Consider the following 24,718-nt stretch of genomic DNA (forward strand, 5'->3'; position numbering starts at 1 on the left):
GGGGCAAGATCGTGGATTGCTTCGTCGCTTCGCTCCTCGTAATGACGGTGTCCATTAAGCCAGGTGCAAGGCTGCGACCGCGAGGTCGATCGCCTTGATGCCGATGAAGGGGATGATGATGCCCCCTAAGCCGTAGATCATCAGGTTGCGGCGGAGCAGCGCGCCGGCGCCGATGGCGCGATAGGCCACGCCCTTCAGCGCCAGCGGGATCAACGCGATGATGATCAGCGCGTTGAAGATGATCGCCGACAGGATCGCGCTCTGCGGGCTCGAAAGGCCCATGATGTTGAGCACGCCGAGCTGCGGATAGAACGCCAGGAACATCGCCGGGATGATTGCGAAATATTTCGCGACATCGTTGGCGATCGAGAACGTCGTCAGCGCACCGCGGGTCATCAGGAGCTGCTTGCCGATCTCGACCACCTCGATCAGCTTGGTCGGGTTGGAGTCGAGATCGACCATGTTGCCGGCTTCGCGCGCGGCCTGGGTGCCGGTGTTCATGGCGACGCCGACGTCGGCTTGCGCGAGCGCCGGCGCGTCGTTGGTGCCGTCGCCGCACATCGCCACCAGCTTGCCCTTGGCCTGCTCGTCGCGAATCAGCTTGAGCTTGTCCTCGGGCGTGGCCTGCGCCAGGAAGTCGTCGACGCCGGCTTCGGCCGCGATCGCCGCCGCGGTCATCGGATTGTCGCCGGTGATCATCACGGTCCGGATGCCCATGCGGCGCAGCTCGGCGAAACGCTCGCGGATGCCGCCCTTGACGATATCCTTGAGGTGGATGACGCCGAGCAGCCGGCCGTCTTTGGCCACGGCGAGCGGCGTGCCGCCTTCCTTGGCGATCTCGTCGGCAATGCTCTGCAGTTCGCGCGCGGCGTCGGTGTTGACATTGGCCTGGAGGGCGCGGACGGCATTGCCGCTCGCCAGCGACTGCGCGGTGCCGCCGCCGATATAGTTGAGGATCGCATCCACCGCGCCCTTGCGGACCGCGGACGAGCCGGCATCGATGCCGCTCATGCGGGTCTGCGCGGTGAACGGCACGAAGATCGCGGCGAGCTCATGCATGTCGCGGCTGCGGATGCCGTATTTCTCCTTGGCCAGCACGACGATGGAACGGCCTTCCGGCGTCTCGTCGGCGAGCGAGGCGAGCTGCGCGGCATCGGCAAGCTCCTGCTCGGTGACGCCACGCACGGGGCGGAACGCGGTCGCCTGGCGGTTGCCGAGCGTGATGGTGCCGGTTTTGTCGAGCAACAGCGTGTCGACGTCGCCGGCGGCTTCCACCGCGCGGCCGGACATTGCCAGCACGTTGAAGCGCACCAGGCGGTCCATGCCGGCGATGCCGATCGCCGAGAGCAGCGCGCCGATCGTGGTCGGGATCAGCGTCACGAACAGCGCCACCAGCACCACGACCGAGATCGAGCCGCCGGCATAGGCCGCGTAGCTCGGGATCGTCACGGTCGCGAACACGAAGATGATGGTGAGGCCGGCCAGCAGGATGTTCAGCGCAATCTCGTTCGGCGTCTTCTGCCGCTCGGCGCCTTCGACCAGCCGGATCATGCGGTCGATGAAGGTCGAGCCCTGCGCCGCTGTGATGCGGACGCGGATCCAGTCCGACAGCACCTGCGTGCCGCCGGTCACCGCCGAACGGTCGCCGCCGGATTCACGGATCACGGGCGCGGACTCGCCAGTGATCGCGGCTTCGTTGACCGAGGCCACGCCTTCGATCACCTCGCCGTCGGACGGGATGATGTCGCCGGCCTCGACCAGAACGATGTCGCCGACCTTGAGCGCGGTGCCGGGGACGAGGCGGTAGTTCCGCCCCGAACCTTCCAGCAGCTTGGCCTGGCTCTCGGTGCGGGTCTTCTTCAGCGAATCCGCCTGCGCCTTGCCGCGTCCCTCGGCGACGGCTTCGGCGAAATTGGCGAACAGCACCGTGAACCAGAGCCACAGGATGATCTGGAAAGTGAAGCCGATGTTCTCCGCGCCGGTGACGAGGTCACGCAGGAAGATCACCGTGGTGAGCGCGGCGACGATCTCGACCACGAACATCACGGGGTTCTTCGCCATCAGCCGCGGATCGAGCTTGATGAAGGACGATTTGATCGCAGGTACCAGGATTTTGGGGTCGAGCATGGTCGACGCCCTCACCTGCTTTTGCAGTTTCATGGTTTCCATGGATGTGACTCCAATCAATTCGATCAGAACAGGGTGTTGGCGTTCATGGCGAGATGCTCGACGATCGGTCCGAGCGCCAGCGCCGGGAAGAAGGTGAGGCCGCCGATGATCAGGATCACGCCGACGACGAGACCGACGAACAGGCCGCCGGTGGTCGGGAACGTGCCGGCCGACGGCGGGACCGACTTCTTCTGCGCCAGCGAACCCGCAATCGCCATTGCCGGCACGATCATGAAGAAGCGGCCGACGAACATCGCGCTGGCGAGCGTGAGGTTGTAGAAGAAGGTGTTGCCGGTGAGACCTGCAAAGGCCGAGCCGTTATTGCCGGTCGCCGAGGTGAAGGCATAGAGCACCTCGGTGAAGCCGTGCGGGCCGGCATTGGCCATCGAAGCAACCGCGGACGGCAGCACCACGGCGACCGCGGTCCAGCCGAGATACATCAGCGGCAGCACCAGGATCGCGAGCATCGCCATCTTGACCTCGCGCGCCTCGATCTTCTTGCCGACATATTCCGGCGTACGGCCGACCATCAGGCCGGCGACGAAGATCGCCAGCACGACAAACAGCAGCATGCCATAAAGACCGGCGCCGACGCCGCCGACGATGATTTCGCCGAGCTGCATGTTAACCAGCGGGATCATGCCGCCGAGCGCGGTGAAGCTGTCATGCATGGCATTGACGGCGCCGCAGGACGCCGCGGTGGTGACGACGGCGAACAGCGAGGACGCGACGATGCCGAAGCGGACGTCCTTGCCTTCCATGTTGCCGCCGGACAGCCCCAGCGCATGCAGCGCGGTGGTGCCGTTGGCCTCGGCCCAGTAGCAGACCAAAACGCCGGCGACGAACAGCACGCCCATTACCGCGAGGATCGCCCAGCCCTGGCGCTGGTTGCCGACCATGCGGCCGAACACGTTGGTGAACGCGGCGCCGATCACGAAGATCGAGAGCATCTGCACGAAGTTCGACAGCGCGGTCGGATTCTCGAAGGGGTGTGCGGCGTTGGCGTTGAAGAAGCCGCCGCCATTGGTGCCGAGCATCTTGATCGCGACCTGCGAGGCCACCGGGCCGACGGCGATGGTCTGCTTGGCGCCTTCGAGCGTGGTCGCATCGACATAGGGCCCGAGCGTCTGCGGCATGCCCTGCGACACCAGGAACAGCGAATAGACGGTGCAGATCGGCAGCAGGATGTAGAGCGTGCAGCGGGTGATATCGACCCAGAAATTGCCGATCGTGCGTACAGAGGCGCGGGCGAAGCCGCGGATCAACGCCACCGCGAGCACCATGCCGGTCGCAGCCGAGAGGAAGTTCTGGTGCGTCAGGCCGAGCATCTGGACCAGGTACGACACCGTGCTTTCACCGCCGTAGTTCTGCCAGTTGGTGTTAGTGAGAAAGGAGACCGCGGTGTTGAACGACAGATCCGGGGCAACGGCGGCCTGGTCCGCCGGATTGAACGGCAACACGGCCTGCAGCCGCATCACGCCGTAGATGATCAGGAAGCCGCCGATATGAAACAGAAGCATCGCGACCGTATAGGTCAGCCAGTGCTGTTCGCGCCTTTCGTCGACGCCGCTGATCCAGTAGAACCCGCGCTCCACCGGGCGCAGCACCGGCGACAGGAAAGTCGCCTCGCCGTTGAAGACGCGCGTCATGTACCAGCCGAGCGGCTTGACCAGCGCGACGACGGCGGCGCAAAAGAGGATTATTTGGAACCAGCCGATGGCGGTCATGGCATTAAACCTTTCGAATGGGCTTTGATCGCAGCAGCACGGCAAGCACGCCGACGAGCAGGATGGTCAGCGCCGCATCTGCCAGGAGAAGCTGCCCGATCATGAACATGGCGCTGATCAAAACCGCTCAGGGCGCAGCAGCGCATAGGTGAGGTAGAAGAGAAGGCCGAGCGAGACGAGGCCGGCGAGCGAATAGTCGAAAATCATGGCGCACTCCCTCACAGCCGTTCGCAGGCGTAGGCGTAGCCTATGCCGGCTGCGAAAAATGCCGCCATGAGCGCCAGCATGACGAGATCAAGCATTGGAGGCTCCTATGCATAACGGGCCGACAAAGGCCCGTTCTGGTTCCGAGGTGAGGTGCCACCCGCCGCATAGGTTTTCGAGATGTAGGCTGCGGCGTCGTTATAGGAATCTTATAAAGATCCGCTTCTCAGGCTTGCGCGCCGCGGCGAGCCCTTGGCCTAGCCGGGACCCACAACCTCCGGTATCGGTATCGCCAAAGAGGTGGGGCCGCCACAGCACGCTTCCAAACACAGAATGGTGATCTGGGCCCTGGCGTTTGTCGGGACGACGCGTGAGGTTCGGCATCGCGCGCCCCGTCCATCTTTATGAAATCCCTATATTTCCGGCCGCCGCCCCATCTCGTTTTCAAATGGCGTTTTGACCACTTTTGACCTGCGGCATTTCGTCAAGCCGCATGATCGATAGGTCTCGCCATGTCACTGCTTTCAGAACCCTTGACCGCCGACTTCGGCCTTCGGCTGCGGGACGCCGGTAGAGTGACAGTCGAACTGATGTCCGACCTCATCCGCGACTATTGCCGACGCTTTCCCTCGCAAGGACGGCGCGACAAGACGGCGCGCGTCGAGGCACTGATCAAACTGGGCGCGTGGACCGATGCAGCGCTGGCGCTGCTCGACCTCGAACTGCCGCAATGGCAGGTTCGTCGCCTCGCCTATGACGACGGCGAATGGTACTGCGCGCTATCGCGCGAGCGCGAACTGCCCGACTGGCTCGATCAATCGATCGAGACCCATCATGCCGATCTGGCGCTCGCCATCTTGAGCGCGTTCGTCGAGGCACAGCAGATCGCCGCACCATCGAGCCGCCCCAGCGTGCCGAGCGTCGAACGTCATGCCGACGGCTTCTACCAGCCGATGCTGAGCGACAATTTCGCCTGAGCGAGCAGCGCCGTGCAGCCACTGCCAAACCTGCCGCAAAAGCTGAAATCCGCCCAGGTCCTGGTTCGATTTGTGTTTCGGCTGCTGATCCTGACCGGCTTCGCGCTGTTCGGGAGCATCGGCTTTGGCCGCAGCTTCATCGCGCTGCTCTGGATGTCCACCGTGCTCTGTGCCGTCATCGCCCTGACACGGCGGGAGCAATTCATGGATGCCGATCTCAACCATTGGGACGAGATGGCAGCCTATGCCGCGCTTTGCGCGCTCGCCTCGGCCACCGGGCGATAACCCACGCGACGGGCCTGGCGACCTTATACGTCCCTTATGAGATCGCCCACCCGCCCTCCTCGATTTCATATCCGCCCGCAAAGATATTGAACGCGTTACCAAGTCTCGTGAGGGAATCACAAAAATGAAACTCGTGAACATAAAACTCGACGAACCTCCATCGTGTAGCTCTGCTTCGCCTCTCGTCTTTATCGGACGGAACCGGCGCGGCCAGTGGGTCGCCCAGGAACAGAACGGTCTCTACGGCGGGCTGTTCGTCAATCGCTCCCAGGCAGTCAAATACGCGCTGTTCGAGAACGGGCATCATCCAGAAACCATCGTCGAACTGTCGCGCGAATTCGAACTTGACATGAACCGCAGTTCCTCCGCCGCGCCGTCACAAGCAACAGCCGCGCGACGCGTCGCCTGATCCGATTCGCGGCCTACATTCAGGAGGAGTCAGATGATGCAGCCTTGTTTAGTTGCCGACCGCGACCAGGTCGTCGATACGATGATCACACTGACGCACCTGTCCAACCTGCGCCGCACGATCATCGCGGGAAGTGGAGCCATGGAGCTCTATCTTTCGCTGCGCAGGCGCGGCTTCGTTCAGGTCGCGACAACCGCAACCTGCCGGCTGCCCAGGAGACAGCACAGCATCGGCCTGCTCACGGGAGACAAATCCCTGGCGGCGATCGAGGCGGCGCTCCTGGAAGTCTCGCAATTCCTCAGCGCGAACGCCACCATTGCGATCCTGATCGACTCCCGTGAAGGCGAATTCTGCCTCAACATCCGAAGGAAGCTGGAGCAAATGGGCTTCCGGATCGAGGCAGGCGTGAGGTGCCAACGCGGCCTCGTGCTTGCCGCTCACCGGCAGGGTTTCGCACAAATGGAAAGAGCGGCGTGAACCGCGAAGCATTTGCGCGGCTGGGAAGGCGTTACCAATGGAATCGCAGGATCCGGTTGAATGGCACAGCAGGCTGCTGCGCGCCTGGCAACTGGCGCTTCTGCGCTTTGCCGTAACGCTCGATAATGCCGATCGGTTGAACGTGATGGCGATAGCCGCGGAGATCGATCGCGGCGGCCACAGCTCCGAGGAGCAGCCGAATTTCCGCTTCTTCCGCAAGATCAGCGCCGACCTCTGCAGCGCCATTCCACGGCAGAACGACGCCGCCGATGCCATCTTGCGTCAGTATCTTGAGCGAATCGAGGACGCCCGCCTGAAGCGGGCATTCGCAAGCGCGGTCGAAATCGAAATCGATACGGCGCCGCCGCGCATCAGAAAGCCCAAGGTCAACAACTGGCTGTGGCGCGGATTGGCACCGCGCAGCAATGCTCCACTCCCCGGCACGCGCTCACGCGCCGCCAGATATTAAATGCGGTGCCTATTCCGAAGGACGACACATGAAACAGGACTGGCTCGCGGGCTACATCCCCGACCTTCCAACGCCGTTCGGCGAAGACGGCGAGATCGATTTCGATGCCTTTGCGCGGCTCTGCGAGCGTCAGATCGCAGCCGGCGCCAGTGCGATCGTGGTCGGCGAGACCACGGGCGAGGCGCCAACCCTGACGACGGGAGAGAAGGCCGGCCTCGTTCGCCGCGCCGTCGAGGTCGCGCATGGCCGTATCAGCGTCATCGCCGGCGCCGGATCCAACGCAACAGACCGCGCGGTCGAACTGACGCGGCAGGCGGAGGCAGCCGGTGCCGATGCCGTGCTCTCGGTGGTCCCCTACTACAACAAGCCGATGCAGGCTGGACTCCTCGCGCATTTCCGCGCAGTGGCCGAGGCGACCGCGCTTCCGGTTATCCTGCACGACGTTCCCTCGCGCACCCTTCGCGAACTCTCCGACGCAACGCTTGAGCGCCTAGCTGAATCCGAGCAGTTCATCGGATTGCGCGACAGCAGCGGCGATGTCGGACGCCTGGTCCGCATACGCACGTCGCTGCCGCCGCATTTCCGCTTGCTTTCGGGCGATGACTTGATCGCGCTGCCCTTCATGGGCGGCGGCGGACACGGCTGCATCTCGGCAGTCGCGAACCTCGTACCGGAACTCTGCCAGGCGGTTCTTGCAAGCCATAGGGAAGGACGACCGCAATCGGCCGGGTATCTGTTCAGCCGCCTGTTCCCGATTGCCGGGCTGCTCGCCGCCGAGCATCCAGCGGCGCTGAAGTACGCGCTGTCGCTGCTTGGGCTGATCCAGCCCGACACGCGCCTACCGATCGTTCAGTTGAACGATGCGGCCAAGGACGAGGTCACGAAGGCGATCGCCGAACTCGGCGACGAAGAATGGTCTGACGTGCAGGATACTTTGCCCGCCGCACCGGTGCGCCACCAGCGAGCGAAGCGGTCGTAGCAAGTTGTGTAGGGAAAGTTTGCAGCACAGGCATCCAGCCAAACGCTAGTTCTTGGCTGAGTCCCGGCACTGGTTGCTTTGGGGACAAACGGACATTACATCGCAGGTAAAGCCGATAGAGTCGGTCGAAAATGACCCGGAGCGGAAGTCGCGCCGGCTCATCCCTGACCGTCAACCTCATCCTGGGGTAGCGATCTGGCTTCTCTTGGCGTAAAGCATCTGAATCAGATCGCCGCGCGTGCGGCTGTGCCGTCTGCCGGGCACGCAGCTTCAAGTCACTCGGCTCGACGTTCTGCGCCTGAGCCAACAAAGGTTTCCATCTCGTGTCATTCCCGACCACAAGTCCGCCGCTCGCCCGAGCTTTAGCCGAGCGCAGCTACGATCGGCCGACCCCTGTTCAGATCGCCGTGCTTGCGGCAGAAGCTGTCGACCGCGACCTTCTCGTTTCGGCCCAAACCGGCTCGGGCAAGACCGTCGCTTACGGGCTGGCAATTGCAAAGGATCTTTTGGGCAGCGTCGAGCGGTTTCAGCGGGCGGCCGCGCCGCTTGCCTTGATCGTCGCGCCAACGCGCGAACTCGCCTTGCAGGTCCATCGCGAACTCGCATGGCTTTATCAATACGCGGGTGCGCGCGTCGTCTCCTGCGTCGGCGGCATGGATCCGCGCCGCGAACAGCGCGAGCTTGCCGCGGGCGCCCACATCGTGGTCGGGACGCCCGGCCGATTGTGCGATCACTTGCGGCGCGGCCATCTCGACATCTCGGAATTGAAGGCTGTCGTCCTCGACGAGGCCGATGAAATGCTCAATCTCGGTTTTCGCGAGGATATGGAATTCATCCTCAAGACCACGCCGGACACGCGCCGCACGTTGTTGTTCTCGGCGACTTTTCCGCGCGGCATCGTTGCGCTGGCAAAACAGTACCAGCAACAGGCCTCTCGGATCGAGGTCGCGGGCGACGAAGGCGGTCATGCCGATATCGAGTACCGCGCCATCCGGATTGCTCCTGATGATGTCGAGCACGCGGTCGTCAACGTATTGCGCTTTTTCGAATCGCCGAGCGCACTTGTGTTTTGCAACACGAGAGATGCGGTCAGGCATTTGCAGGCGGCGCTGCTCGAGCGTGGGTTTTCCGTGGTCGCTCTCTCCGGTGAAATGACGCAGAACGAGCGAACCCTGGCGCTGCAGGCGTTGCGCGACGGACGTTCGCGCGTCTGCGTGGCGACCGACGTGGCGGCGCGCGGTATCGACCTGCCGAGCCTCGACCTCGTCATTCATGCGGATCTGCCAAAGGACGCGGAGGTCATGCAGCACCGCTCGGGCCGCACCGGTCGTGCGGGCCGCAAGGGCGTGAGCATCCTGCTGGTGCCGCCCGCCCGAAAACGACGCGCGGAATTGCTGCTGAATCTGGCCGGCTTTGACGTCGTCTGGGGCACGGCTCCCCAGGCCGATGAAATCCGCAGGCTTGATCATGAACGTATGCTCACGGATGCCGTTTTCACCGAGGAGACGACCGCCGACGATCTGGTGCTGGCGCGGGCATTGCTTGCCGAGCGGTCGGCTGAGGATATCGCCGCGGCGCTCGCGCGGCTTTATCGCGCGCGGCTTCCTTCGCCCGAAGACATTCTCGATCCCGGCCAGGATCGCAGCCGACCTCGTGACGACCGCGGTCGAGAACACATCCGGACATCGCGCGGCGATGAACGCCCCACCGGGCCCCGATCGAAAACGGGAAGATCATCGTCGCGTCACGGCATGGCGGAGGCCAGCGTATGGTTCCGGGCCGCCATCGGACGAAAAAAGAATGCAGAAGCGCGCTGGCTCTTGCCGATGATTTGCCGTCGTGGCGGCATCGACAAGCGTGACATTGGCGCCATCCGGATTCTGGACACCACCACCGAGTTCGAAATTTCCGAGCGGGTCGCAGGATCCTTCGCCGCCAAGATCCGACGTCCGGATAAGGAAGACAACATCCGCATCGAGCCGCTGGCAGACACTCCCCCAGATCAGGCACCTTTGGAAAAGCAGTCACACTCGCCTTGGCGCGAAGCCGGCGACTTCGATCACAATGCTCTTCGAAGCGACAATTCTCGTGACGCGACAGGACCGAAGCAACGCGGCAAGCCTCACCGCGAAAGCGGGTCGAAATTTGCCAGCGAGCCGGGTTTCGGGAAGAAAAAGAAACACCGGAACAAGTCCGGCCATGCTGGACAACGGCAGCCGGCAAACGCGTCGCCTGCGAAAGCCGCATTCGGAAAGAAGGCAAGGAAGAATCGTCGCGGCTGATCTGCCGCCATCGGGTGCTGCGGGACGCTCAGTCCTTCAAGTCTGAACCTGTTCCTAATCGCCGCAGCGAGTCTTCTGTGATCAACGCTGGACGGTCGCCCGCAATTCACGAATCATCCGATGCGCCATCGCCCTTTGTTGATATCGAACTTCACCAGGCCTTCGTCTCGCATTTTCAACAGGAGGGATTGGCAAGCTTCTTCATTCACGACATTGGCGCGTTTCATGACCTCGTACACTTTGAGCGGCTTCTCGCGGAGCGCACGCAGGATATTTTCTCGATCATTCAGCACGACTAGGCTCCTACCGTCATCAAGCGCGCTAAATCACTGAGAATACGAAAGCTGATCTTCCGTAACGACTCGCTCGATATTCTCCGACTTGCTCTTGATGCGGTATCTAAGACGTCCATCTGCCTCGATGGGCATAAGTTGAACGATGGTATAAATCATTGGCGCCTCAGTTGAGGCACGTCCTCGCGGACCTTGGGGCTGGTGATGAACGTCTTCATTCAGCTTATAGGCATATGACATGTGTTTACCTCTAGAAGTTACGGCTGCTCTAGCGTGGAGCTTGCCGTAATGCAATGCATCCTGTTGCTCCCGGCCCAGGCTGGTGAAAGCAAAAACGAGCGCTGTGGCAGAGCGACTCGCGGTCTAAGAGCGCGTCAGTAACGTTGACCTAATACGTCCCGAACATGCCTTTAGTATCCGTGGTCGCATTGAACGGAGGCGGGACGAGTCAAGCAAGCACTCCGCGAGCCAATCGCCCACGGCCACCAAAAGCTATGCAGCGCAAAGTGTATTTCCCAGCACGCGTTGTTGCGATTTGGTCTCGGCGGGTGGATGCTGTTGGCGCGGACACAATGGAGGGCAGCATGAGCAAGGCAACTCTCGACAATCGCCACCGCAACAAGGACGGAGAAATCAGCGCCAAACACGGAAACACCCTCATTCGCACGTTGCGCAAGGTGTACGGTCAGAGTTTCGCGGCTGGCTATCCTGACACAGAGAAGCTCCGTGAGGTTCTACTTAAGCTGAACGAGACATCATTGAGCCAGCTCCGTCGTGATCATGAGACCGGCCACTTGGAGCACAAGATCACCAAAGCCTCGAAGTAAGGCCGCGGGGTCCCGCGGCGGTGCGTTCGTGGCCAGAGGCGGCCGCCAAGGCGCCTGCTGCTAGGGGGAGACCGGACGCGGTTGCGGCATCGCCCAATCGACGCGAATGACCCGGAACGGATATTCAGGCAGGCCTCTTCAGCGTTCGGGAAGCGTCCTGAGCAGCCGATCCGTTCCTATAGGAGGAAGGGGTGCTGCCTGTATTTGAACCCAAGTGTTCCAACAAGTGTCTCAAGGCGAATTTGCGGGTGCCGTAAATTGTTCGACCCTACTGGCCTGGTGCGCCCCGGCGACTTGTCGCTACTGACAAACCAGTACGGGGGTTTTCGCGTGCGCCAGCACCTTGTTGGTCACACTTCCCATGAGAAGCATGGAAAGCCCGCTGCGTCCATGCGATGACATGACGATGAGATCGCAGCCTTTGTCCTCGGCTGCTGCGATGATTGCTTGATGGGGTTGCCCGTTCTCCGCTTGAATCGTCTCGCAGGAGACACCGGCCTCCTTGGCCGCATTTGCCGCGCGATCCAACGCGCTCGTCGCCTGCTCCTTGCGCAGCTCGGCATATGTTGCGACTGCTTCAAGGAACCGCCCTGACATCTCTGAAAACGGTTCCACAACGAAGATGACAGATACCTTGGCTCCAAGGGATTTCGCCAACGCCAACCCATGCGCCACCCCATGCTCCGCCAGCTCCGACCCATCTGTCGGAATGAGAATATGCCGGTACATGCTTCACCTCCCGATTGTCGCTGCCTTGCGAAGGTAAGCTGGGCCCGCGTTTCGGAAAGAGCCTTGAGATAGATCAATCCATCGGCCCATCGTGCTGCGGCCAGATGTGCGCACTTGGCCAATCGTATCATTTCGCTGCCGCGCAGCCGCCATCCCGCACAGAAGCGGCATAAAGGCAGCAGCGCCTACTCCGCTGCCGAGCGGAGTTCGGCCTTTTCCGCGCGCACGGCGCAGAACTTGAATTCCGGAATCTTGCCGAACGGATCGAGCGCCGGATTGGTCAAGAGGTTGGCCGCAGCTTCCGCGTAGCAGAACGGCATGAACACCATGTTGACAGGCACGTCGCGGTCGGAGCGCACCTTCACCTCGACGGCGCCGCGGCGGGTCTGGAGCCGGATGAAATCGCCGGGCCAGAGCTGCATGCGCCGCATGTCCTTCGGCGACATGAAGGCGACCGCCTCCGGCTCGATCTGGTCGAGCACGGATGCGCGGCGGGTCATCGATCCCGTGTGCCAGTGCTCCAGCACGCGGCCGGTCGAGAGCACCATCGGATATTCGGCGTCGGGCAGTTCATCCGGCGGGATGACATGCGCCGGCACGATCTTGCCGCGGCCGCTTTCGGTCGGGAAACCGGTGGTGAAGATGATCTCGTTGCCGGGCTTATCTGGGTCGTCGACCGGATAGGTCACCGCGCCCTCGCGCACCAGGCGTTCCCAGGTGATGTTCTTCAGCGAAGGCATCAGCTCGGCCATCTCGGCGAAGACGTCGGCCGGACCGCTGTAATTCCACGGCAGGCCCATGCGCTTGCCGATCTCCTGGATGATCCAGAGATCCTGCCGCGCGTCGCCCGGCGGCTTGATCACCTCGCGCGCGAGCTGCACGCGGCGGTCGGTGTTGGTGAAGGTGCCGGACTTCTCCGCAAACGCCGAAGCCGGCAGGATGACGTCGGCATGGAACGCGGTCTCCGTAACGAAGAGATCCTGCACCACGAGGTGATCGAGCATGGCAAGCGCCTCGCGCGCGTGCTGCAGATCGGGATCGGACATCGCGGGATTTTCGCCCTCGATATACATGCCGTTGATCTCGCCGGCATGGATCGCGTTCATGATCTCGACCACGGTCAGCCCGCGCACCGGATCGAGGCTCTTCTGCCAGAGCTCCTCGAACTTGCCGCGCAGATCGACGCGGCCGACAGGCTGGTAGTCCGGCAGGAACATCGGGATCAGGCCGGCGTCGGACGCGCCCTGCACGTTGTTCTGGCCGCGCAGCGGATGCAGGCCGGTGCCGGGACGGCCGACCTGACCCGTGATCAGCGCCAGCGCAATCAGGCAGCGCGCATTGTCGGTGCCATGGACATGCTGGCTGATACCCATGCCCCAGAAGATGATCGAGGATTTCGCGCGGGCGTAGAGCCGCGCCACTTCGCGCAAGGTCTCGGCCGGGATACCGCAGATCGGCTCCATCTTCTCCGGAGTGAAGTCCACGATCTTGGCCTTCAGCTCGTCGAAACCTTCGGTGTAGCCGGCGATGTACTGCTCGTCGGTCAGGCCCTCGGTGATGATCGTGTTGATCATCGCGTTCAGCATCGCGACGTCGCTTCCCGGCTTGAAGGCGAGATGCTTATCGGCATGGCGCGACAGCGACTGCAGCCGTGGATCCATCACGATCAATTTCGCCCCGCGCTTGGCCGCGTTCTTGATATAGGTCGCGGCCACCGGATGGTTCACGGTCGGATTGGCGCCGATCACGATGATCACCTCGGCATCCATTGCCGCCGAGAACGGCGCCGACACCGCGCCGGAATTCAGGCCCTCCGTCAGCGCCGCCACCGATGACGCGTGGCACAGCCGCGTGCAGTGATCGACATTGTTGGAGCCGAAGCCGGTGCGCACCAGCTTCTGAAACAGATAGGCTTCCTCATTGGATCCTTTCGCCGAGCCGAAGCCGGCGAGCGCCTTCACGCCCTTCTCGTCGCGAATCTTGACGAGGCCGCGCGCGGCGATCTCGAGCGCCTCCTCCCAGCTCGCCTCACGGAAATGCGTGAACGGATTGGCCGGATCGACCTGGTCGTTGGCGTCCTTCCTGGCGTTCGGCAACCGCACCAGCGGCTTGGTCAAGCGATGCGGATGATGGATGTAGTCGAAGCCGAAGCGGCCCTTGACGCAGAGCCGGTTGTGATTGGCCGGACCATCGCGGCCTTCGGCATAGATCACCTTCTCGTCCTTGACCTGATAGGTCACCTGGCAACCCACGCCGCAGAACGGACAAAGCGAATCCACCTTGCGGTCGGGATAAGTAACGCGGGTCTGCTTCTCGTCGAGCATCACGGCGGGCATCAGCGCGCCGGTCGGGCAGGCCTGCACGCATTCGCCGCAGGCGACGCAGGTCGATTCTCCCATCGGATCGTCGAAGTCGAACACGATCTTGGCATCGGCATTGCGATAGGCCATGCCGATGACGTCGTTGACCTGCACCTCGCGGCAGGCGCGCACGCACAGACCGCACTGGATGCAGGCGTCGAGATTGACGCGCATCGCCGGATGGCTGGCATCGGCGTCCCAGCGCTCCGCCGCTGGGAAGCGGCTCTCGGTGACGCCGGTCTTCTCCGCCCAGTGCCAGAACTTTGAATCAGGATCGTGCGAGGTCTCGCGCGCCGGCTGGTCGGCGACCAGAAGCTCCATCACCATCTTCTGCGCGGCAACGGCGCGGCTAGAGGCCGTCTTCACCTTCATGCCGACAGACGGCGTGCGCTTGCAGGAGGCGGCGAGCACGCGCTCGCCTTCGATCTCGACCATGCAGGCGCGGCAATTGCCGTCGGGGCGATAGTCCGGCGCCGGCGAATAGCAGAGATGCGGGATCTCCTGGCCCTGCCGTTTCGCAACCTGCCAGATGGTCTCGCCTGCTTTCGCTTCGACCTGCTTGCCGTCGAGTTCGAACTGGATCGTCGTCATTCCGCAGCTTCCTTGAACTCGTCGGGGAAGTATTTAATCACGGAGGTCAGGGGATTCGAGGCGGCCTGGCCGAGACCGCAGATCGACGCATCGCGCATCGCCTGGCCCAGTTCCTCGAGCAGCGCCCGGTTCCAGACCGGCCGTTCCATTAACATCACCGCCTTCTGCGTGCCGACGCGGCAAGGCGTGCATTGCCCGCAGCTCTCATCTTCGAAGAAGCGCATCAGATTGAGCGCCGCCGCCTTCACGCTGTCCGCTTGCGACAGGATCACGATCGCGGCCGAGCCGATGAAGCAGCCGTATTTTTCCAATGTGCCGAAGTCGAGCGGGATATCGTCCATCGTCGCCGGCAGGATGCCGCCGGAGGCGCCGCCCGGCAGATAGGCATGGAAGGTGTGGCCATCGGCCATGCCGCCGCAATATTCGTCGATCAGCTCGCGCACGGTGATGCCGGCCGGCGCCAGCTTCACGCCGGGATTTTTCACGCGGCCCGAGACCGAGAAGCTGCGCAGACCCTGACGGTCGTTGCGGCCGTGGCTCTTCCACCAGTCGGCGCCCTTATCGACGATGTCGCGCACCCACCACAATGTCTCGACATTGTTGATCAGCGTCGGCAGGCCGAACAGCCCGACCTGGAACGGATAAGGCGGCTTGTGCCGCGGCAATCCGCGCTTGCCCTCGATGCTCTCGAGCAGCGAGGATTCCTCGCCGCAGATGTAAGCGCCGGCGCCGCGACGCAGATGCAGGCGCGGACCGCCGGCCGGAAGCTTTGCGATCTCGCGCGCGAGGATTTCGCGCACCGCCGGATATTCGTCGCGGATGTAGACGTAGACGTCGGCGGCTTCGACCACGTGGGCGCCGATCAGCATGCCCTCGAGGAAGCGATGCGGATCGGTCTCGAGATAATAGCGATCCTTGATCGTGCCGGGCTCGCCCTCGTCGCCATTGACCGCCATCAGCCGCGGCCCGGGTTCGCCGAGCACCGCGCGCCATTTGCGCCCGGTGGGGAATCCCGCGCCGCCGAGTCCGCGCAGCGAGGCGTTGTCGAGCGCCTTCAGGATCTCGTCGTTCGACACTTCGCCCGCGCGCAGCCGGTTCAGCAATCGGTAGCCACCGCCGGCAACGTAGGCGTTGTAGCCGACATAATCAGGCAGATGCGCGTGCGTCTCGCCAGCCTTCGCCGTCGCCAGCACGCTCTCGACCGTCGCGTGATCGACGAAGTTGTGGCCGACTTCCGCGACCGGCGCGGTGTCGCAGCGGCCGACGCAGGGCGCGCGCACCACGCGGATGCCGGGACCAGCCGAGTCCTGCAATTGCTCCAGCAGCTTTTCGCCGCCGAGCATCGCGCAGGTGAGCGAGTCGCAGACGCGGATGGTAAGCGGCGCGACATCCGGCTGACCTTCCTTAACCACGTCGAAATGCGCGTAGAACGTCGCGGTCTCGAACACTTCCGCGAACGACAATTTCATCTCGTCCGCGAGCGCAGCGAGATGCGCGGCGGAGATCTGGTGATACTTGTCCTGGATCAGGTGCAGGAATTCGATCAACAGATCGCGCCGGCGCGGCCGGTCGCCGAGCAACTGCTCGACGTCATGCGCGGCCGTCGGATCGATCTGGCGTCCCTTCGGCGTCGCCTTGGCCTTGCGCCGCCCGGCGCCAGGGTGCTCGAACGCGCGAACCTCATGCACGTCATGGACAGTCATTGAAGCATCCGTTCTTACCACGCTTTAGATCAACTCTAATCTTTGGCATGCCAGATGCCAAGACCAATGCCAAGAGAAAATTATCGCGTCCGAAGAAGCATTTAAGGGGCATGCCGCCGGCGCATGCCCCCGCTCCGTTTCCCCCGCGACAAACCTGTCCTCAGGTCTTACCCATGCAGTCCTCGATGTAGAACCAGCGGTCGTCGCCTGCCAATCCCTTGGCTTTGACCTCCTGGCGACAGGCTTTCAGCTTGCCCCTGTTGGCGCTCCATTTGGCCTTCATGTCCTTCAGCCTCGCGGCTGTGAGCTTCGCCCTGGAAGGCTTCGCCTCGCTCGCGGCGGCAGGCGCGGAAGGCGCGGGCGTTTGGGCCGAAGCCGCAGTCAGCAGGCTCGTAATCAACAGCGCGGCGGCGGCACCAGTTCCGATACGAAACATCGCGAAAATTCCCTTGTTCTATTCGTTCAATTGAATGGATGAAAAAAAGCGCCGCGGGCGAACGCATCGCCCGCGGCGCCAAGCTCGATCAGAAGATCTTGACCGCGCTCTCCAGCGTCTTCCAGACGCCCCAGGCCAGGGGAATGCCGACAAAGGCCCAGAACAGCGCGGCCTTGGCATCCAGTCCGCCGAACCCGATGCCGTAGGAACCATGCGGACCGGCCGCATCCGCACTCGCGCTCGCCGCCTGCAGTTTTGCCACTTCCGCCTCGCTCATGTGCCACTTCGCATCGACCGGCTTGACCAGGTAGTTGCAGATCAGGCCCGCGATCAGCATGGCGCAGAGGATGTACATCGTGGTGTTGTAGAGCTGGTCGCGCGGAACGCCGGCAGCGAGTTGGAACTCGCGGATATAGTTCACGACGACCGGGCCGATGATGCCGGCGGTCGACCACGCCGTCAGCAGCCGGCCGTGAATGGCGCCCACGAACTGCGTTCCGAACATGTCGGCGAGATACGCCGGCACGGTCGCAAAGCCGCCGCCATACATCGACAGGATGATGCCGAAGCCGAGCACGAACAGAAGTTTCGAGCCCATGGCGGCAAAGGTCGGCGCCAGCGCATAGAGCGCAATGCCGAGCAGGAAGAACGTGTAGTAGGTGTTCTTGCGCCCGATCTTGTCCGACAGCGACGCCCAGAAGAAACGGCCGCCGATGTTGAACAGTGACAGCAGCCCGGCGAAGCCTGCCGCGATGCCGGCGATCTGCGCCTTCTGCGACGCATCGAGCTGGTTGAAGCCGACATCGGGCAATCCGATCAATTTGCCGCCAAAGATCTCCTGCAGCATCGGCGAGGCCATGCCGATCACGCCGATGCCTGCTGAGACGTTGAGGCAGAGCACCCACCAGATCAGCCAGAACTGCGGCGTCTTGTGTGCGTTGTCGAGATGGACGTTGTTGGTCGAGATCATCGCATTGGCCTTGGCCGGCGGCGTCCAGCCCTCGGGCTGCCAGCCCGTCGGCGGGATGCGATAGCGGAAGGCGCCGATCGTCATGAACACGAAATAGATCACGCCCATCGCCAGGAAGGTTTCCCAGACGCCGACCGAGGTCGGTGTCTTGAAATAGTTCATCAAGAGATTGGCAAGGGGCGCGCCGATCATGGCGCCGCCGCCGAACCCCATGATGGCCATGCCGGTCGCCATGCCGCGGCGATCGGGAAACCATTTCACCAATGTCGACACCGGCGAGATGTAACCAAGCCCGAGGCCGACGCCGCCGATCACGCCGGCGCCGAGCCACATCAGCCAGAGCTGATGGACGTAGACGCCGAGCGCGCCGATCACGAGTCCGCCGGCCCAGCACAGCGCCGCGACGAACCCTGCCTTGCGCGGACCGACACGTTCGAGCCAGCCGCCCCAGATCGCGGCGGACACGCCGAGCAGCACGAAGAACAGCGTGTACATCCACCCGAGACTCGCCACCTTCCAGTCGCAGGTGGTCGTGAACAATTCCTGCCACAGCGAGATATCGGGGCAGGCCTTCGGCGCGTTCAATCCGATCGCGCGCGACAGCGGCAGCCAGAACACCGAGAAGCCGTAGGCCATGCCGATGCACAGATGGATGCAGAGTGCGGCCGGCGGCACCAGCCAACGGTTGAAGCCGGCGGTCGCAATCGTGTGCTCCTTGTCGAGGAAACCAAGCCCCGCGCCGGCCACAGCGCCGGTGCTGCTAATCGTCGTCATCCGATCCTCCCTGCGGCCGCTCTTCAATCGAGCGTGCTCGCTTTCGTTGATCCAACCAAATTGTCGTCGCGGAACCGGCGCTGCCGCTCCACGACTTCTTTCTGTGCGCCAGAGATCATCAAGCGCTTTTCGGAATTCCCAACCCCCGACGCGACACAATATGCTCAGTGACGGCGCCAACCTGATAAATGAAGACGTGCCCCGCCCGGAGTCGCTCGTGTGTAGCCCGAGCGTCATTGATCTCCGCGACACCGCGGAGAGGTTCAATTGGGACAGAAGGGCTAAAATGTGTCGATAGGAAAAAGGTAGGTATCAACCAGAGCGATTATTGCAGCGCACGGCTATTGTTGCGATGCGGACGAGGCATCATTGATTTTCTCTATCGTCCCATTTGTCTTCTCGATCAAAAACACGATGCGGCTCTCGCTCCGCTCGGTGATCTCGACCTTGTCGCCGGTCTCGCGGATCAGGTTCGGGATATCGATCACCGACAATGGATCGGTGCAGAGCACTTCGAGAAAATCACCCGGCTTGACCGCCTTCAGTGCCTTGCGCGTCTTGAGCGCGGGCAGCGGACATTTGAGACCGGTGAGATCGAGTTTTGTCGTCGTCATGTTTCCGACCATGGCGAAGCATTCGCACAGCGTCAATCGCTACGCGACGGCTTCAGATCAGGCTTGCATAGGACAGGAATCCGACGGTCTGGCCGGGCTCGACGTGTGTGATGTGTTCGCCAAGCTCGACCAGGCCATCGGTGTCGACCAGCGACGACAACAGCCCCGCGCCCTCGCGCGGAAACTTGATCGCTTCGAGCATACCATCCGGCGCCTTACGCAGATTGACGCGGACATATTCGCGGCGCCCGACCTTCTTCTTGTAGGTGAAGCCGGCCCGCACCGGCATCGGCACCAGCGGCTCCGGCGCGCCGCCGGACAGCGCCAGGATGGTTGGCCGCACCACGTGAACGAAGGTGACGAAGCTCGCGACGGGATTGCCCGGCAGGCCGATGAACGGCGTGCCGCCGATGATGCCCATCGCGACCGGGCGCCCCGGCTTGATCGCCATCCGCCACAGCACCAGGCGGCCGACGCTCTCGACGCCGGCCTTGACGTGATCCTCCTCGCCAGTCGAGACGCCGCCGGTGGTGAGGATCAGATCGTGGTGGCCTGCGACGTCCTTCAGCGCGCGTGCGAGGCTCGCAGGCTCGTCGCGCAGAATGCCGAGGTCACTGACCTCGCAGCCAAGTCGCCGCAGCATCGCCATCAGCATGAAGCGGTTGGAGTCGAAGAGCTGCGGCGCCGCACGGCGCTCTCCGGGCGAAACCAGCTCATCGCCGGTCGAGAACACCGCGACGCGGATCCGCCTGATCACGTCGAGCCTGACAAGGCCGAACGCTGCGGCCAGCGCGACATCCTGCGGGCGCAAGCGCTTTCCAATCTGCAACGCGGCGTGGCCGAGCGGAATGTCTTCACCCGCCGGCCGCACATTGGCGCCCGGCTGCAGGCCTGCGGGCAGAACGACGTTATCGCCCTCGACGCGGACGTCCTCCTGCATGAACACGGTGTCGGCACCGTCAGGCATCGGCGCGCCCGTGAAGATGCGCACAGCATGACCGCGCTCGATCGGCGCATTCGCCGCGGCGCCCGCCTGCACCCGTCCGCTGATGGGAAACGCCTGTTCCGAACCTGTGGGAAGATCGCGGCTTGCGACCGCATAGCCATCGACGGCGGAATTGGTGAAGGGCGGCAGCGGCAACGGCGCCAAAATCTCATTGGCGAGGATGCGCCCGTCGGCCTCCGCGAGCGCGACGGTCTCGATATCGGCTATCGCCGTCACCCGAGTCGCGATCAGGCGCACGGCCTCACCGACCGACATCATCGGCCCGCTGGAGGCAAAGCAATCGTCGGACAGTTGCGCCATTTCAGGTCTCGCTCTTCGCCAGGATTTCGTCGACCGCAACAGCGGCGCGCTGCATCATGGCGGCAACGGCGGTGACATCATCGAGGTGGGCGGTCGGCAGCCGGGTTTCAATCGTCGCATCCGTCGCGATCCCGACGATGCCGGGATCATCGGGGAACAGCAGCGGCTTGCTGTTGGCGGCACGATGCACCTCGATCTTGCGCAGCGGCTCGCGCTTGAAGCCTTCGACCACGACGAGATCGACCTGCGACATCTTGGCGAGCAGCTCGGCCAGCCGCGGCTCGCCGGCGCCGCGCAGCTCATGCATCAAGGCCCAGCGCCGGCTTGAGGAGACCAGCACCTCGGTCGCGCCCGCCTGGCGGTGCACCCAGGAATCCTTGCCGGGCACGTCGACATCGAATTCGTGATGGGCATGCTTGATCACGGACACGCGCAGACCCTGTGCCAGCAGATGCGGAATCACGCGCGACAGCAAGGTGGTCTTGCCGGCGCCGCTCCAGCCCGCGAGTCCGATCACTTTCATCCCGTTCTGTTCTCCGGAACCGCCACCGCCGTCATTGCGAGGAGCGAAGCGACGAAGCAATCCACAGTTTCCGCGAGGATGGATGGATTGCTTCGCTCCGCTCGCAATGACGGGAGGGCCATATTTCCCTAAGCTTCCGACATGCTTATATCGGATGGCAGGGAAAGTCATGCTAACCTGGCCGCCATGATGAGGATCGACAAACCGCCCGTTCCCCTGATCGTCCCCAACCCGGACGACCCGCGCCTGACCGAGCGCGTGACCGGGACAGACCAGACCGGCGCCAGCGTCGAGATCAAGGTGCCGATGGAGCGCCCGCTGACGCTGTACCTGAACGCGCAGGAGATCGTCACCATGATGACGATCGGCGACTACCCCGAATATCTCGCGCTCGGCTATCTCCTCAACCAGAACATGCTCAAATACGACGACGTCGTCACCGAGGTCGAATATGACGACGATCTGCAGGTGGTGGTCGTGCGCACCGAGCACCACACCAATTTCGAGCAGAAGCTGAAGAAGCGCACCCAGACCTCGGGCTGCGCCCAGGGCACAGCTTTCGGCGATCTCCTGGAGGCGGTCGAAAGCGTGGCGCTGCCGAAGGCGGAATTGCGCACCTCCTGGCTCTACCAGATGACGCATGCGATCAACACCATGCCCTCGCTCTATCTCGAAGCTGGTGCGATCCATGGCTGCGTCTTGTGCAAGGAGGGAACGCCGATCTGCTACACCGAGGATGTCGGCCGCCACAACGCCGTCGACAAGATCGCCGGTTGGATCTACCGCCACGGCGTCGATCCCGGCGACAAGATCCTCTACACCACGGGACGGCTGACCTCGGAGATGGTGATCAAGACGGTGCGGATGGGCATTCCGATTCTGGTGTCGCGCTCCGGGTTCACCGCCTGGGGCGTCGAACTGGCGCGGCAGGTCGGCCTGACGCTGATCGGACGCACGCGCGGCAAGCGTTTCATCGCGCTGTCAGGCCAGGAGCGCATCGTGTTCGATCAGAACCTCGATTATGTCGAGGAAGAATCCGCCAAGCACAAGCGCAAGGGCGAAGCGCGTGACGACTAGCATGATGAGCTCGAACTGCATCCGAGAAGCGGCTGCACTCCCTCTCCCGCTTGCGGGAGAGGGTCGGGGTGAGGGTGTCTCCGCGATGGGACTCCCCGTATGGAGAGAGCCCTCACCCGCTGCGCTCTTCGAGCGCAGCGACCTCCCCCGCAAGCGGGGGAGGTGAAGCAGATGGCCTCACGCGACATAATTCCCGGCGTTCTTTTGGCAGGCGGCCTCGCGCGGCGCATGGGCGGCGGCGACAAGCCCATGCGCACGATCGGCGGCCGCAGCATTTTGGAGCGCGTGATCGCGCGTCTCGCGCCGCAATGCGACGGCCTCATCCTCAACGCCAATGGCGATCCCGCCCGCTTCGCCGCGTTCGGATTGCCCGTCGTCGCCGACAGCGTCGCCGATTTCCCAGGGCCCCTCGCCGGCATTCTGGCGGCACTGGACTGGATGGCGGCGAACCGGCCCGACGTGTCGCTGGTGCTGAGCGCAGCCGGCGACTGCCCGTTCCTGCCGCGCGATCTCGTCTCACGGCTCCACGACGCAATGGTAAAGGAAGACGCGCAACTGGCCGTGGCGGCCTCGGGCGATCAGTCGCATCCGGTGATCGGATTGTGGAGCGTGTCGCTGCGCGACGAACTCCGCCACGCCCTCGTCGTCGAAGATGTCAGGAAGATCGACCGCTGGACCGCCCGCTACAGGCTCGCCACTGTGACCTGGCCGACCGAGCCGCTCGACCCCTTCTTCAACGCGAACACGGTCGAGGATATCGCCGAGGCCGAACGGCTCGCGGCAGTGGATGCGGCACACGACTGACACTGCTGTCATTCCGGGGCGCGCCTCGTGGCGCGAGCTATGATGTGCAATTGCACATCAGAGAATCCATCGGGCCGCATGAGCTGGTGGTGAAATGGATTCCGGGCTCGATGCTATCGCATCGCCCCGGAATGACGGAGCCATTTCCGCGACCGCCCTCCACCCGCTCATTCCCGTCTGATCTTCTGCTCGAGGCGCAGTGTCCGTTCGCGCAAGGAATCGTAGATCGGTGGATTGTGCAGCAGCGGGGGCAGCAGCATCGCTACGAAGCAGGCGCCAAGCATCGGCAGCAGCATCGTCACGTTGCCCGTCATCTCGGCGACGAGAACGATGCCGGTCACCGGCGCCCGTACCACGCCCGCGAAGAAGGCGGCCATGCCCACTAGCGCAAATGCATGCGGCTCGATCGCGAGTTCCGGAAATACAAGGCGGCAGGCTGCTCCGAACAGCAGCCCCGACTGGGCTCCCAGCACCAGCAGAGGGGCGAAGAGTCCGCCGGGAGTGCCGGCAGCGTATGATAAAGCACCGAGAGCGAACCGGATCAGGAATGCGGAGGCGACGATCGCAAGACTATCCTGGCCGATCAGCGTGCGCTGCGTGATCTGATCTCCGCCCCCGACCAGCTCGGGCGCAAACCAGGCCAATATGCCGACGCTTGCGCCGATCAATCCGGCTCGGAGCTCGATCGGCAGCCGCGCGAACCGGTCGCTAGCTGCGATGAACGCGAGCAGCGTGCGATTGTACGCAACGGCGAGCAGGCCCGCGACGGCCCCCAGCGCAAGGAACAGCGGCGCGGATACCGCGCTCGGAGTGTTCAGCGGAACGATCTGGAAATCGGGCGCGTCGCCGATAAACAGCCTTGCAACCGGGATCGCCGTTGCCAGCGTGGCGAGGGCCGCGACAGCGACGCGGCGGTCGAATTTGTGCATCAGCTCCTCAAGTATGAAGGCGAGCCCAGCGATCGGCGCATTGAAGGCCGTCGCCAGGCCAGCGCCGGCACCCGCGGCCAGCAGTACGCGTGCGTCCGCCCAGCAGAGCCGGCAGATGCGCGCGGTGAAGACCGCGATGCCTGCGCCCATCTGCACGGTCGGCCCCTCGCGGCCCAGCGCGAGGCCGGAGCCGATTGCCAGGATACCGCCGATGAATTTCACCGGCACCAAGCCAAACGGAGCCGGCGGGACCTGCCCGTGCAGGACGGCTTCCACATGCGGAATGCCGCTGCCCGACGCGTGCGGCGAGAACCGCCGCACCGTCCACGCCGCGAGCAAGGTGGCACCAGCGCATGCGCCCACGACAATCAGGAATCCCAAGACGCCGTGGCCATGCGCCCAGGCGATTACCGCATCGCGCAAGCGATCGGCCTGCTCGAGCAAGAGGCGGAAGTTCGCCCCGACACATCCGGTGACGGCCCCAACGACGAGCGCCGCCGCTACGAGGCCCAGCAGGCTGCGACCTTCGTCTGCGACTAATCGCTCATCGTCGGGCTTATGGTCCACGGTTGCGCCGAACTTTCGATGTGTTTCAGGGAACGAGTTTGGCCGAAATCGCCGGCGAATGGGAATCGGCAAGAGCGAATTTCCGGTCAGAGAAATTTGTTCAATGATTTCAATCTGATTTGCCCTGTCCACTCACGCCGCGAAAAACATTCCGCTTTCGCCGTCGGGCAAATCAGTGATTTAACTCCGCGCGTCTCAGCGCGAATGAGGGGCGGGTCGCGATCGTCACGAACGTTG

At 63.4% G+C, this 24,718-nt stretch carries 23 protein-coding genes; 10 read left to right on the forward strand and 13 right to left on the reverse strand.

Annotated elements, in window-relative coordinates:
* Nucleotides 1-54: 54 nt before the first annotated feature.
* The 3 genes from kdpB to AC5ZG5_RS28600 form a co-directional block, all read right to left on the reverse strand.
* The gene (gene kdpB / locus AC5ZG5_RS28590; RefSeq protein WP_456642065.1) at nt 55-2,169 is read right to left on the reverse strand and encodes a potassium-transporting ATPase subunit KdpB; all 2,115 of its coding nucleotides are present in this window, start codon (nt 2,167-2,169) and stop codon (nt 55-57) included.
* A 23-nt stretch (nt 2,170-2,192) separates the two neighbouring features.
* On the reverse strand, nt 2,193-3,896 hold the full coding sequence (gene kdpA, locus AC5ZG5_RS28595) for a potassium-transporting ATPase subunit KdpA (protein WP_456642066.1): 1,704 nt from the start codon (nt 3,894-3,896) through the stop codon (nt 2,193-2,195).
* A gap of 117 nt (nt 3,897-4,013) precedes the next feature.
* On the reverse strand, nt 4,014-4,103 hold the full coding sequence (locus AC5ZG5_RS28600; RefSeq protein ID WP_016846764.1) for a K(+)-transporting ATPase subunit F: 90 nt from the start codon (nt 4,101-4,103) through the stop codon (nt 4,014-4,016).
* Between the two features lie 509 nt (nt 4,104-4,612).
* On the opposite strand from AC5ZG5_RS28600, the gene AC5ZG5_RS28605 reads away from it, so the two are divergent.
* The 7 genes from AC5ZG5_RS28605 to AC5ZG5_RS28635 all read left to right on the forward strand — a co-directional run bounded on the left by AC5ZG5_RS28605 (nt 4,613) and on the right by AC5ZG5_RS28635 (nt 9,978).
* Nucleotides 4,613-5,077 (forward strand): hypothetical protein, encoded by a 465-nt coding sequence (locus tag AC5ZG5_RS28605; protein ID WP_456642067.1) that lies wholly within the window; start codon nt 4,613-4,615, stop codon nt 5,075-5,077.
* Nucleotides 5,078-5,089: 12 nt separating this feature from the next.
* A complete protein-coding gene (locus AC5ZG5_RS28610) occupies nt 5,090-5,362 on the forward strand; it encodes a hypothetical protein (protein ID WP_456642068.1) in 273 nt (90 codons plus the stop codon).
* A 139-nt stretch (nt 5,363-5,501) separates the two neighbouring features.
* Entirely contained in the window at nt 5,502-5,771 is a 270-nt protein-coding gene (locus tag AC5ZG5_RS28615; RefSeq protein WP_456642194.1) for a hypothetical protein, read from the forward strand.
* 36 nt (nt 5,772-5,807) lie between these two features.
* Nucleotides 5,808-6,248: a hypothetical protein gene (locus AC5ZG5_RS28620; protein WP_456671174.1), complete on the forward strand. Its 441-nt coding sequence runs from the start codon at nt 5,808-5,810 to the stop codon at nt 6,246-6,248.
* A 37-nt stretch (nt 6,249-6,285) separates the two neighbouring features.
* The gene (locus AC5ZG5_RS28625) at nt 6,286-6,717 is read left to right on the forward strand and encodes a hypothetical protein (RefSeq protein WP_456642070.1); all 432 of its coding nucleotides are present in this window, start codon (nt 6,286-6,288) and stop codon (nt 6,715-6,717) included.
* 28 nt (nt 6,718-6,745) lie between these two features.
* Nucleotides 6,746-7,696: a 4-hydroxy-tetrahydrodipicolinate synthase gene (gene dapA / locus AC5ZG5_RS28630; protein WP_456642071.1), complete on the forward strand. Its 951-nt coding sequence runs from the start codon at nt 6,746-6,748 to the stop codon at nt 7,694-7,696.
* Between the two features lie 323 nt (nt 7,697-8,019).
* On the forward strand, nt 8,020-9,978 hold the full coding sequence (locus AC5ZG5_RS28635; RefSeq protein WP_456642072.1) for a DEAD/DEAH box helicase: 1,959 nt from the start codon (nt 8,020-8,022) through the stop codon (nt 9,976-9,978).
* Between the two features lie 113 nt (nt 9,979-10,091).
* Here AC5ZG5_RS28635 and AC5ZG5_RS28640 read toward each other — a convergent pair whose 3' ends face one another.
* Nucleotides 10,092-10,271 (reverse strand): hypothetical protein, encoded by a 180-nt coding sequence (locus AC5ZG5_RS28640; RefSeq protein ID WP_035691301.1) that lies wholly within the window; start codon nt 10,269-10,271, stop codon nt 10,092-10,094.
* 584 nt (nt 10,272-10,855) lie between these two features.
* Here AC5ZG5_RS28640 and AC5ZG5_RS28645 point away from each other — a divergent pair.
* Nucleotides 10,856-11,098 carry a hypothetical protein gene (locus AC5ZG5_RS28645; RefSeq protein WP_028166547.1) on the forward strand — a complete coding sequence of 81 codons (243 nt, stop codon included), beginning with the start codon at nt 10,856-10,858 and terminating at the stop codon, nt 11,096-11,098.
* Between the two features lie 300 nt (nt 11,099-11,398).
* Here the strand turns inward: AC5ZG5_RS28645 and AC5ZG5_RS28650 are convergent, their stop codons facing one another.
* The 8 genes from AC5ZG5_RS28650 to mobB form a co-directional block, all read right to left on the reverse strand.
* Nucleotides 11,399-11,827, reverse strand: a complete 429-nt coding sequence (locus tag AC5ZG5_RS28650) for a universal stress protein (protein WP_456642073.1) — start codon at nt 11,825-11,827, stop codon at nt 11,399-11,401.
* 185 nt (nt 11,828-12,012) lie between these two features.
* Nucleotides 12,013-14,778 carry a formate dehydrogenase subunit alpha gene (gene fdhF / locus AC5ZG5_RS28655; protein WP_456642074.1) on the reverse strand — a complete coding sequence of 922 codons (2,766 nt, stop codon included), beginning with the start codon at nt 14,776-14,778 and terminating at the stop codon, nt 12,013-12,015.
* The gene (locus AC5ZG5_RS28660; RefSeq protein ID WP_456642075.1) at nt 14,775-16,481 is read right to left on the reverse strand and encodes an NADH-ubiquinone oxidoreductase-F iron-sulfur binding region domain-containing protein; all 1,707 of its coding nucleotides are present in this window, start codon (nt 16,479-16,481) and stop codon (nt 14,775-14,777) included. The genes fdhF and AC5ZG5_RS28660 overlap by 4 nt, the downstream gene beginning before the upstream one ends.
* A gap of 160 nt (nt 16,482-16,641) precedes the next feature.
* Nucleotides 16,642-16,917, reverse strand: a complete 276-nt coding sequence (locus AC5ZG5_RS28665) for a hypothetical protein (protein WP_456642076.1) — start codon at nt 16,915-16,917, stop codon at nt 16,642-16,644.
* 88 nt (nt 16,918-17,005) lie between these two features.
* The gene (locus tag AC5ZG5_RS28670) at nt 17,006-18,661 is read right to left on the reverse strand and encodes an OFA family MFS transporter (RefSeq protein ID WP_456642077.1); all 1,656 of its coding nucleotides are present in this window, start codon (nt 18,659-18,661) and stop codon (nt 17,006-17,008) included.
* 341 nt (nt 18,662-19,002) lie between these two features.
* Nucleotides 19,003-19,275: a sulfurtransferase TusA family protein gene (locus AC5ZG5_RS28675; protein ID WP_028166541.1), complete on the reverse strand. Its 273-nt coding sequence runs from the start codon at nt 19,273-19,275 to the stop codon at nt 19,003-19,005.
* Nucleotides 19,276-19,327: 52 nt separating this feature from the next.
* Nucleotides 19,328-20,581 carry a molybdopterin molybdotransferase MoeA gene (locus AC5ZG5_RS28680; protein WP_130224519.1) on the reverse strand — a complete coding sequence of 418 codons (1,254 nt, stop codon included), beginning with the start codon at nt 20,579-20,581 and terminating at the stop codon, nt 19,328-19,330.
* Between the two features lies 1 nt (nt 20,582).
* Nucleotides 20,583-21,104: a molybdopterin-guanine dinucleotide biosynthesis protein B gene (gene mobB, locus AC5ZG5_RS28685; RefSeq protein WP_130224521.1), complete on the reverse strand. Its 522-nt coding sequence runs from the start codon at nt 21,102-21,104 to the stop codon at nt 20,583-20,585.
* Nucleotides 21,105-21,290: 186 nt separating this feature from the next.
* Here mobB and AC5ZG5_RS28690 point away from each other — a divergent pair, with 186 nt between their 5' ends.
* Both AC5ZG5_RS28690 and mobA read left to right on the forward strand, forming a co-directional pair.
* On the forward strand, nt 21,291-22,181 hold the full coding sequence (locus tag AC5ZG5_RS28690; protein ID WP_456642078.1) for a formate dehydrogenase accessory sulfurtransferase FdhD: 891 nt from the start codon (nt 21,291-21,293) through the stop codon (nt 22,179-22,181).
* A gap of 171 nt (nt 22,182-22,352) precedes the next feature.
* Nucleotides 22,353-22,985 carry a molybdenum cofactor guanylyltransferase MobA gene (gene mobA / locus AC5ZG5_RS28695; protein WP_456642195.1) on the forward strand — a complete coding sequence of 211 codons (633 nt, stop codon included), beginning with the start codon at nt 22,353-22,355 and terminating at the stop codon, nt 22,983-22,985.
* Nucleotides 22,986-23,152: 167 nt separating this feature from the next.
* Here mobA and clcA read toward each other — a convergent pair whose 3' ends face one another.
* Nucleotides 23,153-24,481 carry a H(+)/Cl(-) exchange transporter ClcA gene (gene clcA / locus AC5ZG5_RS28700; RefSeq protein WP_456642079.1) on the reverse strand — a complete coding sequence of 443 codons (1,329 nt, stop codon included), beginning with the start codon at nt 24,479-24,481 and terminating at the stop codon, nt 23,153-23,155.
* Between the last annotated feature and the right edge of the window lie 237 nt (nt 24,482-24,718).

This window comes from Bradyrhizobium sp. Ses1 (assembly GCF_059512365.1).